Here is a 13,106-nt window from a genome sequence, read left to right as displayed (position 1 = left end):
GTTTATTAACGGTAGAAAATGAAGAAAGTTTTATTACTATTTGGTCTTGCGTTTCCTTTTCTTTTGAAGGCACAACAGGATCAAATTGATTATACTTCGGCAAATGATGGAGCTACATTTAGTACATGTGCAGGTTTTATTATTGATTCAGGAGGACAGGGAGGACCAGGGTATTCGGATAACGAAGATATAACGATTACATTTTGCCCGCCTGATCCGGCGAATGATGAAATTTTCATTCAGTTTAACCTGTTTAATCTGGACGCTGTTGGTGGTTCTGCAGATTCTATGTTCGTTTATGATGGGGATAATACGGGAGCACCGTTAATCGGATCATATGTTGATAATGAATTAGAGGGGATTGTATTGGCTGCATCAGCTACAAATCCTACTGGGTGTATAACAATACGGTTTGTTTCAGATGCCTCAGGGGGAGGAAGATTTACAGCGGCAGTAACGTGTGTTGCTCCTTGTACACCTCCTATTGTAGATGCTATTGTTTCCGGAATTGCGGGAGATAGTATTCCGGCATGTTTGGACGTTCCATTAGATTTTTTGAATAACGGATCGTACTCACCTTCAGGGTTTAATATTGTGAGCTATGAGTGGGATTTTCAGGATGGTTCGGCACCGGTTGCTCAGGAAAATGCAACGCATACATTCACTGAGCCTGGATATTATACGCCTCGATTAGTAGTCGTAGATGAGAACGGATGTGAAAGTATGAACTCTACAGGTTTGCGTGTTTATGTTGCGCCACGACCATCTTTTGAAGGCTTTCCAACAGATACGACCATCTGTTTGGGACAATCTATTTCTATTGAAGCCACACCTGAAACATATGGAAATACATGGAATGGTTTTCCTAATTCATCTACGATTGCCGACGGATGTGTGGATGATGAGCAGTACGGAATTGCGCAGGTGCATACGTTGGAATTGGGAGGATATATTCCCGGAGCAACACTTACGGATATAAGTGACTTACAAAGTGTATGTATAGAGATAGAGCATTCATTTATCGGGGATTTTGTTTTACAGGTTCAATGTGCTACAGGACAAACGGTAACGCTTCACCAGCAAGGAGGGGGGAGTGCTAACCTTGGAGAGCCTGTTCAGGCAGATAATGTGGATTGTGATGACCCTTCTACAATTGGAGTCGGATATAACTATTGTTTTACGCCAACTGCAACACAGACCTGGGTAGATGTTGCTGTAGGTGGTGCATCTATTCCTGCAGGGGATTATGCTCCGGTAGGTAATTTAAATGATTTGATCGGATGTCCGCTGAATGATGTGTGGACTATTATATTTACGGATAATTGGGCGGCAGATGATGGAGTGATTTTTGGTTTCTCGATCAATGTAAACCCGGCCTTATTAGCGGAGAATATTACAATTGATGTTGTCGTTCCGGAACATCAGGATAGTTCGTATTGGACAAGTTCTTATCCTTGGGGGAGTATTTCAGATAACAATAATTTATTTCAGGGAACTCCAGATCAGGTTGGACAGTATACACTGAATTATGAGGTGATTGATAACTTTGGGTGTATTAATGATACTTCTTTAGTCGTAAATGTTGAAGAACCACCTGTTGTGCAGGCATTAGATGATATTCTTGTTTGTAATACAACTGGTACTGATGTTGTTCAGTTGGGAGCAACAGTTACAGCTAATGGTTTCTCAAATCTGGTATACGAATGGACAAGTCCTGATAATTTGGATAATCCGAATATTATTAATCCGAATGCTACTGTTACGGGAGAAGAAACTTTTACGATTACAGTGTATCCGCAAGGAGCTCCACAATGTTATTCCGATGATCAAATGACAGTTACAGTAGCTATTCCGGAGAACTTTGGATTTGACTCTGATTTCTTTGTTTGTCCCGGAGATGAGGAGTTTCTGTTTGCTGCAGATTCACTTGCGCTTGAGTCATTCGAATGGATCTCAGGAGGATCGGTAATAGGGACGAATTTCTCTAATTATCTTCCTGCCGGAGAGTACCAGGCTTCGCTTGTAGATAGTAGCGGTTGTACAAATGACACATTGTTTATCATTGATACACAGGACAAAATCATTCTGAATGATTTTAGTTTAGTTTGTGATGACACATTGTTTATGTTTGGTAATCAGGGTGTAACCACAGGTGTGTGGTCTGTTTTGGATGATTTGGATGTTACTTTTATTGATGAAAACGACCTGAATACCAATGCTGTTTATGAAGGCATGGGAACTGTAGGTTTCGTTTATTCGGAAGATGTTTGTAATGATTCGGACACGACTTATGTTGATTTCAACAGGTATCCCTGGACAGAGGCGAGAGATTCGGTTTTATGTAGAGGAAGTGTCTATTATGTAGAGGCGCTTCATTTGGAACAAAATGAGACTTATTCCTGGGATAATGGATATGAGGCACAAGCAACAAATATTGATGAACCAGGTGAGTATACGGTGACTGTTTCAAATTCATGTGGATCATATAGTCATACAATTCTTGTGGACTTTATTCTTTGTGATCTTGAGGTGCCTAATGTCTTTACTCCTAATGGGGATGATTTAAATGATTTCTTCCAGTTGAAAGAGTATGACGGACTTGAGAATTTTGAAATTGCTATTCTTAATCGATGGGGGAATGTGATTCGGGTATATACAAGTCCTGACTTTAAGTGGGATGGTACGAATGAGGCAGGAGAAGAGTTAGGAGAAGGAGTTTATTTTTATAACGTGAAAACAGAAACATGGAACGGAGAAATTCTTGAGAAGCATGGTTTCGTTCAATTAATACGAGAGTAAATTATGAAAAAGTTTGTTGCTATTTTGGCTGTATTAAGCCTGGGGTATTTTGGATATGCACAGGAATTAACTGCTCATTATTCAGTGAAAGAGAATTTGTTTAAGACAGAGGCACGATTCAAATCTACAAGGTTTGAGGTTACAGCAACTCAGGAGGAATTTACCAATATGATAAATTACACGAATCCATTGTATGAGCACCTGAAGTTTACGTACGAAAAAGGAGAAGGTAATGTGTATCGTGTAGTTCTAATGTTTAAACCTGAAAAGGATGTAAATTATGCGATTTCTGCATTGAAAAATATGGGTATTACCACTATTGTAATCGATGGAGAAAGCCATCCTGTAGAAGAGCTTGAGGTGCTACGTGCAAATTAATAAGAAGCTGTAAGCTAAAAAACAACTATGAAAGTAAAAGAGGATTCATTAATTGAGTCCTCTTTTTTTGTTTTGATGCTTTGTCTCTCAAATATAAGTTGACATTGTTTTTATAGAAGAAAGATTCTGCCCAGCGAGAGTTCGATGTAATCAGATAATTACGTATTAGTTTGAGGCTATGAGTTACTGTCTTAGTTGAAGATCATCAGTCAACTTATCAGGAAGTCCAAGGGAGGTTAAGTGACTGAATGCTATAATGAATTTGGTGTCTTAGAATATTGTGTTTAATAGTGATGAGTATTCCTGTTTAAAGATTTGGAAACTAGGGAAAAGCTTAAAAAGCCCAAGATTTCATTTTCTTCATTAACTAGTCAGGTATTTAGAGTGGATTACCGCTCTTTGTCTTATGAATAATAGGAAGAGGAGAATAGTTTATAAGATACTCTGATGGTTTAATCATTTGTTTCGGGGGAGTAGTTTATTCAAAGATATTTGTGATTATTTCCAAACAGTATGTCTATTCTAGACCGTTGTAAATAAAAAAGATCCGGGATTTCTTCCCGGATCTTTTTATCGTTAACTAAAAAGAAATTTAAAATTTTATTCCAGTACCAAGTGCACAAAGTTGTGTTCTGAAATTTGCTCTAAATCGGCTCCTGCAATCTTTAAGTTGTAGAAGTATACCCCTTCGGCACACATTTCTCCTGTATTCATTATCCGACCATTCCATGTTGCGTTAATGTCATCCGACTGGAAGACAACATTACCCCAGCGATTGGTAATTGAAAGACTCATACTGGTAGCATTTTGCGGATTCACAGTAAATACATCATTGCTTCCGTCTCCGTTAGGAGTGAATACATTCGGAAGGTCGTAAGAAAGAGGTAAAATAAGATTTACCACAATTTCCTGAGTTGCCACATCTGTACATTCTCCTTCAATGGCTGTAAGTGTTACGATATAAACACCTTCCTGACCATACGTTGTGTTTTGAGAACTCATATCATTTACGCTGGCAGTTTCACCATTCCCAAAGTCCCATTCAAAGGAGCTTGCATTTTCTGAGTTGTTTGTAAATACAACATCTAATGGTGCATTTCCTGAGGTTGGATCAGCCTCAAATTGTGCAACAGGTTGATTGTTTTGTTCTACAAATACACTATCATTTATTGTACAAACATTATCAGAGACCGAGAAGTAATACCATCCCGATGAAAGATTTTGCCAAACTGTAGCCTGAAAAGTATTCGGGCTGTCTGGACCTGGTCCGCTCCACAGGTAACTAGGTGTTCCCTGGAAGTTGGAAGCTACAGCCTGTACAGCTCCATTGTTAACACCACAATCGGCAGGATATTGAATGAGTGTATCTATTGATATCGGATACATTGTAATAAATCCATTTCCGATACTATCTAAATCGTCCGCAGAAAGTGGACATGTTCCGATAGATCCGCTGGTAAGGATTAGTTCCTGACTTTCTGTGACATTTTCTGTTGTAATGACAACCTCACCCGATTGATCAATTGCAGCTATACCTGCTACACCGTTTAATGTGTAATTGATAGTATCACCTTCTGTTCCCGAAAAAACAAAGGAGGCATCATCATTAGGACAAACATTCGGATTGTAAGATAATGAGGGGAGAGGTCTGAAGTAAACTGTAACCTCATCAGTTCGTGTACAAGTACCTAAAGAAGCTCCGTCATCAGCGACTGTAAGAGTAAACACTACTGAGTCATAATTTATTGTCGGAGTAAATGTAGGTGTTAGCAATGTCGGATCATCCAGATCATTTACAGCTTCTGCCGGAACAGACGTCCAGGTGTAAGATGTATTACCTGCATCATCAGTAAAAGATCCGTTAAGAAGTTGAGGTTCGCCTACACAGATATTAATGTCAGGACCTGCATCTACAACCAGATCACAGGGAATAACAGCTCCACAATCCGTTGTACCGGTTCCTCCTGTTTGAGACACTGATATATTTGTAGGATCGTTAGAGTAGTTTGTGATTAGTAGAATATACAACTCTCCTGTTTGAGCATTTGGAATCACGGCTGTTTCTGTAGAAGCAGATGAATATGAGCAATCTACCTCATTCTCATCTGTCAAATCATCCGTACAAGGTGCTGACTGACTAGCAAAAGGTCCCCAAAGAATAAAATCTATATCTTCTGAAGGACTTGTTGTTAAAGTAAAAGTGATAGACCCGGGGTCAGCAATTTGAAGAAAATACCATGCCGGGTTAGGCTCCGATCCCAGACACCCGTAATCAGGACCTGTTTCTCCTGTTCCGGAGTTGGTCCCGGCAGGAAAAGTAATGGGTGAATCAGTACACAGAGGGGCTGCATTGATACAATTGTTCCCCTGAGCGTTAGCGAAAGAAGATATACCAAGAGCCAGTAATCCAATGAAAAAATGTATGTGTTTCATGTCAATTGGTTTTATTTGTTGTTGTTATCTTCAGAAGCTTTGACCAATTCCTCTCTCTGAATCAGAGCTTTCTGAATGTTCTTTTCCATTTTTTCGTACCAACCCTCTTTAAGTGCTATAGCATGTTCTTCAGGAGTGTTTTTTACATACTCAATCTTAGTTTGAACTGCTTTAATATATGAATCAACGTCCGCGATTGATGTAAATCGATCTTTTTGGACACTTGTGTTGCTTGAGTTTGATTTAGGTTGTTCCTGTGCGAAAGATGTCGCTATGCACAGTAAAGAAAGTATTGAAATTATAAGTTTTTTCATTGTTATATTTTTTACAAATATACTTATTAGACGTTTAAAAAACAGCTAAAGTTGCTTAGGTTTCTGCTTTTTGAATGGAATTGTGACTTGCTAAATACTAGTAGAGGCAGAGGGGCTTAGAGAGTGAAAAGCTCAAAAATTTCTTGTAATTATTATTCTTTCGGGATGAAGTGTTGTTTTTGTTCGTTTAACAGGGTAAGTAGATGAGCAATAAAGTTAAAAATGAACCATTGAAAAGGACGAGAGAAAAGTTTTACGAGAATATAAAATTACTTTTGTTGTTAGAAAAATAGAACATGTTTGTAAGTAAGAATACAGTAGCTGCCTGTCTGGATTATATGAAAGAGAGATTGAGTCCCAGGTTTAGCGAGAGTGAAATCAGGGTTATCCAGCATCTTGCATTTGAGAAACGTCTCGGTTTTTCCCGTTCGGATCTGATGTTGAATAAAACGGAGGGATTGTCTGAATCCGATTTGCTTTTTTTCAGAGATGTGGTGAAACGTTTGTTGAACGATGAACCTTTACAGTATATTATTGGGGATACGGAATTTTTTGGATTGAGGTTGAAGGTGGACAAAAGAGCTTTGATTCCCCGTCCGGAAACGGAAGAATTGGTTCACCAGATTGTAAATAAGCGGGACGGTTATGAAGGATTGAGAATACTGGACTTATGTACAGGGTCAGGTTGTATTGCTTTGAGTTTGAAGTCAGCTTTCCCGACGGCAGAAGTTGTTGGAGTAGATAGTGAGGAGGGAGCGTTAGAACTAGCGAAAGAAAATGCTATAAGTACCGGATTAGAAGTTGCCTTTCATCAGGTAGATGTATTAAAATGGAGAGAGAGTAAGGTGTTGAAGGATGCAAAGTGGGATATCATTGTGTCAAATCCTCCTTATATCCCGTTGCGTGATAAGCAGGATATGTGTACTAACGTATTGAGTTTTGAGCCGCATGTTGCTCTGTTTGTTGAAGATGATGATCCAGTAATCTTTTACCGGGAAATAGCAGCGTATGCTTCAACGAGTCTACTGAGCGGAGGTTTGTTAGGATTTGAAATACATGAGGATCTGGCACAAGAGACGGTAAAACAAGTACAGGAACACAAGTTTATTCACGTAAGTGTGTTGACGGATTTGCAGGAGAAGGAACGAATGGTTTTTGCTGAAAATGCGTAATTTTCGCCCCGAAAATGACTTTCAATCATGACAAAAGAACAGGCAGAGGATAAGATTAAACGATTAACAGAAGAACTGAATCATCATAATTATTTGTATTATGTACAATCAGAACCTGAAATTTCTGATTTCGAGTTTGACATGTTGTTGAAAGAATTACAGGAGTTGGAGGCTTTGTTTCCTGAGTTTGCCGATGAAAATAGTCCGACGAAACGTGTAGGTGGAGATATAACAAAGAAGTTTCCTTCGGTTGTACACCGTTTCCCGATGCTTTCTTTGTCTAATACCTATTCAGAGGAGGAAATTACCGATTGGGAGGCAAGGTTGAAAAAACTGGCTTCTGGAGACCTAGAGTATGTTTGTGAACTTAAATACGATGGCGTAGCGATAGGGATTCGTTATGTGGGAGGGAAGCTCGTTCAGGCCGTTACTAGGGGAGATGGAACCCAGGGGGAAGATATTACTGCAAATGTGCGTACAATCAGAACAATTCCTCTTCAACTCAGAGGTGATTTTCCTGAAGATTTTGAAATCAGAGGAGAAATCTTTTTCCCGCTGGAGAATTTTCATGCACTGAATAATTATCGCGAAGAATTAGGAGAGCCTTTGTTTGCTAATCCGAGAAACACAGCGTCAGGTACGTTGAAGTTACAGGATTCTTCTGTGGTTGCAGAGAGAGGTCTGGACTGCTTTTTATATGGTGTTTATGGAGCCGACGGAGTAGAATCAGGACATTTTGAAATGGTCCAACATGCGGGAGAATGGGGATTTAAGATTCCTCCCGTTAAACAACGATACATTGAAAAGCATACAACTATAAAAGGAATTATGGAGTTTATCCATTTCTGGGATAAACAACGAAATGACTTGCCTTTTGAAATAGATGGAGTTGTTATTAAAGTAAATAGTTATCAGCAACAGGATGATCTGGGGTTTACTGCCAAGTCTCCTCGATGGGCGATTGCGTATAAGTTTAAAACAGAAAGAGTTGAGACGATTCTTGAGTCGGTTGACTTTCAGGTGGGAAGGACAGGCGCAGTTACACCTGTTGCAAATTTACGACCTGTAGCATTGGGAGGAACTACCGTAAAAAGAGCCTCTCTCCATAATGCTGACCAGATAGAGAAATTGGATTTACATATTGGTGATGCTGTATATGTGGAAAAAGGAGGGGAGATAATTCCTAAGATCGTGGGGGTAAATACTGAGCTTCGTCAATCGGGTGCGGAAAAAGTAAGTTTTATAGAGTTTTGCCCTGAATGTAAGGCCGGATTGATCCGCCGAGAAGGTGAGGCACAGCATTTTTGTCCGAATGAGTTAGGGTGTCCCCCACAAATAACGGGGCGTATGGAGCATTTTATCAGTAGAAAAGCAATGGATATTGATGGAATGGGGGCAGAGACTATTGAATTGCTTTTCAAAAAAGGATTGATACATGATGTGGCAGATATTTACCATCTGCAGTTTGATGATCTTGTCAAACTGGATCGGATGGCTGATAAATCGGTCAATAATTTGTTGCAGGGAGTTGAAGCCAGCAAGCAAATACCTTTTGAACGTGTTTTGTTTGCGTTAGGAATCAGATTTGTAGGAGAGACTGTTGCAAAAAAATTAGCAAAGGCCTTTGGGTCGATTGATAAACTGATAGCAGCTTCTTTTGATGAATTGATAGCTGTGGATGAGATCGGAGAAAAGATTGCGATGAGTATCCAGTATCATTTTCAGCAATCGGAGAATATCGAAATCATACGTCGTCTTCGGGATAGTGGGCTCCAGTTTGAGATGGAGGTGAAAGAGTTGGCATCCAATCTGCTGGAAGGAGCTTCTGTTGTTGTATCAGGAGTTTTTGAAACCGTAAGCAGAGATGAATTAAAAAAGCTGATAGAGGACAATGGGGGGAAGAACGTGGGGTCAATTTCAGCAAAGACTACCTATCTTGTGGCGGGCGAAAATATGGGGCCAGCAAAACTTGAAAAGGCCACAAAGTTAGGTGTTCAGATAATAAGCGAAAAAGAGTTCTTAACCCTAATTGGTAAGGCTTGATGGAGGTTGGTAATATAAAAGACTGGAAACGTGTTTTGTTCATTCTACCTGTATTGAATCATACAGAACAGGAGAAATTTCGGGAATTATTACTGGAAATGAAAGAAATGAATTCCGGACTACAACTTGAGACTATTGTATGGGAACCGGATAAGCGAAAGGCGGGTGCAAAGAATCACGTTCGACATCCGAATGAAATGAATGGGACGGATTTCTCTCTTTTCGGGAAGCTCAAAAATGAACATTTGAAGCATTATTTCTTAGGTGACTTTGAAGTTTTGGTCGTTTTTCCTTTTGAATTTCCGGAAAAAGTACGAAAATTATTCAAAAAGACGGAAAACGGACTAAAGATTGGATTTACTCCAAAAGAAGATTTTTACTCAGCAGTGTTTTCAGATAGTAGCAATCAGTTTTCTGAAAAAGTAAGATTATTCAGAAAGTATGTTCTGAGAAGATAAAATATTTCAAAACTTTCGCCAACTTTGTATCAGTTAGGTATTAAATAGATTCAACGTATGAACGCTAAACGTTTTTCAGGAGTAGGGACAGCTTTGGTAACCCCTTTTACATCAGATTATTCAATCGATTTTACTGCTTTGCGAAAATTGGTAGAGTTGCAACTGGATGGGGGGACAGATTTTCTGGTCGTACAAGGTACTACTGGGGAGTCTCCGACATTATCGTCAACTGAAAAACAGCAGGTCCTTGAAACGGTAGCGGAAGTAAACAATAAGCGACTTCCCATTGTTTATGGCGTGGGAGGAAACAATACAGTTGATGTTGCTGAAAAAATCAAGCAGGTTGATACGTCACTGGTAGATGGAATTCTTTCCGTATCTCCCTATTATAATAAGCCTACACAGGAAGGGATTTATCAACATTACAAGTATATAGCAGAGGTCTCTGATTTACCGATTATCTTATACAATGTTCCGGGAAGAACCTCGTCGAATGTAGTAGCAGAAACAACGTTGAGACTTTCCGAAATTCCGACAATTGTTGCTATGAAAGAAGCTTCCGGAAGTTTAGAGCAGATCATGGAAATTATTCGTAACAAACCGGACGATTTTCTTCTTCTTTCAGGAGATGATGCGCTTACGTTACCAATTCTTGCGTGTGGGGGAGACGGAGTTATTTCTGTTGTTTCAAATGCTCTTCCTGAAAAATTCGGTAAAATGGTACATGCAGGCTTAAAAGGAGATTGGGAGTTGGCACGTAAACTGCATTATGAACTATTGCCTGTTACCGGATTATTCTTCGCAGAAGGAAATCCAGGGGGAGTTAAAGAAGCCTTGGTCTTCAGGAAAATAATGGAAAAGTATATGCGCCTTCCACTTGTTAATGTTTCTTCTGCTTTGTCAGAAAAAATAGTGGGAGAAATGAACGCGTTGGTATAAGTTTTCAGGAATCGCACCTGTTTTCAATAGCTTTTAAGGGATTGCGTAACGAAAGTATATACTAACGTTATACAGCCAAAATTCATACCTTTAGGGCAAAAATTGAACGAGGTACATGTCCATATTTAACGCAGAGAATAGTCTTCGCTTTCTGAAAGAAGTTGAAGCCGCAAATAACATTGTAATTACAGCACACAAATCACCTGACGGAGATTCCATAGGGAGTTCGTTAGGAATGTATTTTTTCCTTCAGTCGTTAGGGATTGATTCTTGTATTTGTCATCCGGATCCTGCTCCCGATTTTCTGTCATGGTTGACAGGAGCTGATCAGGTGCATAGCTGGCAGCAGGAAAATGAATTCGCTAAAGAACTTTTTGCTAATGCAGATCTCGTAATACACCTCGATTTTAATGCTCCCGGACGTGTAGGAGAGGATATGCGACCAGCTTTGGAAGAAGCGACAGCAAAGAAAATCATGATTGATCACCACCTGGATCCTGATAAAGACTTTTTTGATCTTTCATATTCTGATCCTTCTTGTTGTTCGACCAGTCAAATGATTGCCGAACTTATTATCGCTTCGGGACATGAGGATAAATTGAACAATTTGATCGGTACGCCACTCTATTGTGGAATTATGACAGATACAGGTTCATTTCGATTTCCGTCAACAAAACCGGAAACACACGAAATTATAGCGAAACTGATTCGGGCGGGAGTCAAACAATACGAAGTGCATGAAAATGTATATGATACCAATACGATTGACCGGATCAAGTTAAGAGGATATGCGCTGGCCGAAAAAATGGAAATCTGGGAAGATCTGGATACGGCAGTTATTTCGCTTACAGAAGAAGAAATGAAGCGCTTTAATTATAAAAAAGGAGATACCGAAGGACTGGTAAATGTTGCTTTATCAATAGTGGGAATGAAAAGAGCAGCCTATTTTTCAGAAAGTGAAGGCTACATAAAAATTTCTTTCCGTTCCAAGGGAGAGGATAATCCGGTAAATGAGATAGCAGCGAAATATTTCAATGGCGGAGGACATAAAAACGCCGCCGGTGGAAGATGGGATTTACCGATTGAAAGCGCTGTGGAACGATTTAAAAAAGCATTGAAAAATGAAATATAGCTTTTGCGTATTGCTGGGTATAGCTTTGGTACTCCAGAGTTGTGGAGAAGAAGAAAAACAGCAGAATATTGAGTGGACAAAGGAGCAATCCGTTGAACTGAATAAGTCCTGGTCAGAAGACGAAGAATATGTAATCCAAAAGTTTTTGGAAAGAAGACCGGATTGGAAAATGACAGAATCAGGAACAGGACTTCGCTATATGGTTTATGAACATGGAGAAGGAGATTCTGCAAGAGCCGGTTGGTTTGCAAAGGTAGAATACGAAATCAGTTTATTGGATGGCACGGTTTGTTACTCGTCAGACTCAACTGGGGCGGAATCATTTTTGATTGACAGAAGCGAAGTGGAGAGCGGACTTCAGGAAGGTATTAAGTACATGCGGGTTGGTGACCGGGCAAAATTGATTATTCCAAGTCACTTAGCGCACGGCCTATTAGGAGATATGGATAAAATACCTCCTTTGGAAACCGTTATTTTTGATATTCACTTAATTGGATTGAGCCGATGAAATACGAGAAATTAAGTCTTTTACTGCTAGGATTTTTGATTGTTGCTTCCTGTAATTTTTCAGGTGTAGATAAAGAAAAGGATGAATCATTTCGTGAGAACGGAAAATCAGTAGAAAGTCAGGACTCTACAGAAAAGATAACTTCTGAGGTTATAACGCCCGAAATTGAAAAAGCTCCGATTGACACACTTTTCCTGAATAATGGTATTTATATTGTGTACAAGGAGAAAGGTAGTGGGGAGCAGGTAAAAGACAATGACGTTATTTGGATAGATTATACATGTCGACTTACGGACGGAAAAGTATTTGATACCAACAAGAAGTTGGGGAAGCCCATACCGTATATGGTCGGCTGGGGATTGCAGACGGAAGGATGGGATATAGCTGTTAAGGAGTTAAAAGAAGGCGATGAGGTAGACATTTTTCTTCCTGCGAAATATGCCAGAGGAGAAAAAGGAATTCCGGGTGTTATTCCTCCGAATGCAGATAATGTTATCACATTAAAAGTAAACGAAGTTAGTGCACCTGATTATACCGTCGATGGTGTAGAGGTATGGGTCATTAATCGGGGAAAGACACAGCCTGAAGTAAAAGAAGGGGACGAAATTCTGATAGACTATTTCGCGCATGCCAAATCAAACCCTCGTTATGATAATTCCTTTAAGAACGGAGAACCTTATCAGTTGAAAGTTGGAGGAGGAAGCAACCTTCCGGGATTAAATATAGCATTGTCGAAGGCTAAATTAAGTGATAAGTTATGGGTTCGAATTCCTGCCAGACATGCTTTTGGAACGAAGGGGAACCTGAATTTGGTTAAACCAAACGAGAGTGTGTTTTTTGATCTGCGTATCCTCAAAATTTTGGATGCTAATTAATTGATTATCTATAATCTTTCGTACAAAAATCAGTTGGAGGAAGTAGTATACATCC

At 39.6% G+C, this 13,106-nt stretch carries 11 protein-coding genes; 9 read left to right on the top strand and 2 right to left on the bottom strand.

Annotation, left to right across the window (positions count from 1 at the left end):
• Nucleotides 1-18: 18 nt before the first annotated feature.
• Entirely contained in the window at nt 19-2,799 is a 2,781-nt protein-coding gene (locus ABDZ97_RS14135; RefSeq protein ID WP_343788997.1) for a T9SS type B sorting domain-containing protein, read from the top strand.
• Between the two features lie 3 nt (nt 2,800-2,802).
• Nucleotides 2,803-3,177: a hypothetical protein gene (locus ABDZ97_RS14130; protein ID WP_343788994.1), complete on the top strand. Its 375-nt coding sequence runs from the start codon at nt 2,803-2,805 to the stop codon at nt 3,175-3,177.
• Nucleotides 3,178-3,777: 600 nt separating this feature from the next.
• Here ABDZ97_RS14130 and ABDZ97_RS14125 read toward each other — a convergent pair.
• Complete coding sequence (locus tag ABDZ97_RS14125) at nt 3,778-5,610, bottom strand: T9SS type B sorting domain-containing protein (RefSeq protein WP_343788991.1); 1,833 nt, start codon at nt 5,608-5,610, stop codon at nt 3,778-3,780.
• 11 nt (nt 5,611-5,621) lie between these two features.
• A complete protein-coding gene (locus ABDZ97_RS14120; protein WP_343788988.1) occupies nt 5,622-5,924 on the bottom strand; it encodes a hypothetical protein in 303 nt (100 codons plus the stop codon).
• 296 nt (nt 5,925-6,220) lie between these two features.
• On the opposite strand from ABDZ97_RS14120, the gene prmC reads away from it, so the two are divergent.
• The 7 genes from prmC (at nt 6,221) to ABDZ97_RS14085 (ending at nt 13,051) form a co-directional block, all read left to right on the top strand.
• Nucleotides 6,221-7,096, top strand: coding sequence for a peptide chain release factor N(5)-glutamine methyltransferase (prmC, locus tag ABDZ97_RS14115; RefSeq protein WP_343788985.1), 876 nt, complete (start codon nt 6,221-6,223; stop codon nt 7,094-7,096).
• Nucleotides 7,097-7,123: 27 nt separating this feature from the next.
• Nucleotides 7,124-9,139, top strand: coding sequence for an NAD-dependent DNA ligase LigA (gene ligA, locus ABDZ97_RS14110; RefSeq protein ID WP_343788982.1), 2,016 nt, complete (start codon nt 7,124-7,126; stop codon nt 9,137-9,139).
• Nucleotides 9,139-9,597, top strand: a complete 459-nt coding sequence (locus tag ABDZ97_RS14105) for a DUF6913 domain-containing protein (protein ID WP_425542675.1) — start codon at nt 9,139-9,141, stop codon at nt 9,595-9,597. Before ligA ends, ABDZ97_RS14105 begins: the two co-directional genes overlap by 1 nt.
• Before the next feature lie 57 nt (nt 9,598-9,654).
• Nucleotides 9,655-10,536, top strand: coding sequence for a 4-hydroxy-tetrahydrodipicolinate synthase (gene dapA / locus ABDZ97_RS14100; protein WP_343788976.1), 882 nt, complete (start codon nt 9,655-9,657; stop codon nt 10,534-10,536).
• Nucleotides 10,537-10,651: 115 nt separating this feature from the next.
• Entirely contained in the window at nt 10,652-11,668 is a 1,017-nt protein-coding gene (locus ABDZ97_RS14095) for a DHH family phosphoesterase (protein ID WP_343788973.1), read from the top strand.
• Nucleotides 11,658-12,176: an FKBP-type peptidyl-prolyl cis-trans isomerase gene (locus tag ABDZ97_RS14090; RefSeq protein WP_343788970.1), complete on the top strand. Its 519-nt coding sequence runs from the start codon at nt 11,658-11,660 to the stop codon at nt 12,174-12,176. The genes ABDZ97_RS14095 and ABDZ97_RS14090 overlap by 11 nt, the downstream gene beginning before the upstream one ends.
• Entirely contained in the window at nt 12,173-13,051 is an 879-nt protein-coding gene (locus ABDZ97_RS14085; protein WP_343788968.1) for an FKBP-type peptidyl-prolyl cis-trans isomerase, read from the top strand. Before ABDZ97_RS14090 ends, ABDZ97_RS14085 begins: the two co-directional genes overlap by 4 nt.
• The last annotated feature ends 55 nt before the right edge of the window (nt 13,052-13,106 follow it).

Origin of the sequence: Wandonia haliotis (assembly GCF_039523435.1) — a bacterium.
Lineage (GTDB): Bacteria > Bacteroidota > Bacteroidia > Flavobacteriales_D > Crocinitomicaceae > Wandonia > Wandonia haliotis.
Note: the sequence above shows the minus strand (reverse complement) of the source record. Positions and strands in the feature narration are given on the sequence as shown.

Coding starts and splice junctions, on each gene's coding strand:
- ABDZ97_RS14135 (WP_343788997.1), top strand. CDS start 19: ATGAAGAAAGTTTTATTACTATTTGGTCTTGCGTTTCCTTTTCTTTTG.
- ABDZ97_RS14130 (WP_343788994.1), top strand. CDS start 2,803: ATGAAAAAGTTTGTTGCTATTTTGGCTGTATTAAGCCTGGGGTATTTT.
- ABDZ97_RS14125 (WP_343788991.1), bottom strand. CDS start 5,610: ATGAAACACATACATTTTTTCATTGGATTACTGGCTCTTGGTATATCT.
- ABDZ97_RS14120 (WP_343788988.1), bottom strand. CDS start 5,924: ATGAAAAAACTTATAATTTCAATACTTTCTTTACTGTGCATAGCGACA.
- prmC (WP_343788985.1), top strand. CDS start 6,221: ATGTTTGTAAGTAAGAATACAGTAGCTGCCTGTCTGGATTATATGAAA.
- ligA (WP_343788982.1), top strand. CDS start 7,124: ATGACAAAAGAACAGGCAGAGGATAAGATTAAACGATTAACAGAAGAA.
- ABDZ97_RS14105 (WP_425542675.1), top strand. CDS start 9,139: ATGGAGGTTGGTAATATAAAAGACTGGAAACGTGTTTTGTTCATTCTA.
- dapA (WP_343788976.1), top strand. CDS start 9,655: ATGAACGCTAAACGTTTTTCAGGAGTAGGGACAGCTTTGGTAACCCCT.
- ABDZ97_RS14095 (WP_343788973.1), top strand. CDS start 10,652: ATGTCCATATTTAACGCAGAGAATAGTCTTCGCTTTCTGAAAGAAGTT.
- ABDZ97_RS14090 (WP_343788970.1), top strand. CDS start 11,658: ATGAAATATAGCTTTTGCGTATTGCTGGGTATAGCTTTGGTACTCCAG.
- ABDZ97_RS14085 (WP_343788968.1), top strand. CDS start 12,173: ATGAAATACGAGAAATTAAGTCTTTTACTGCTAGGATTTTTGATTGTT.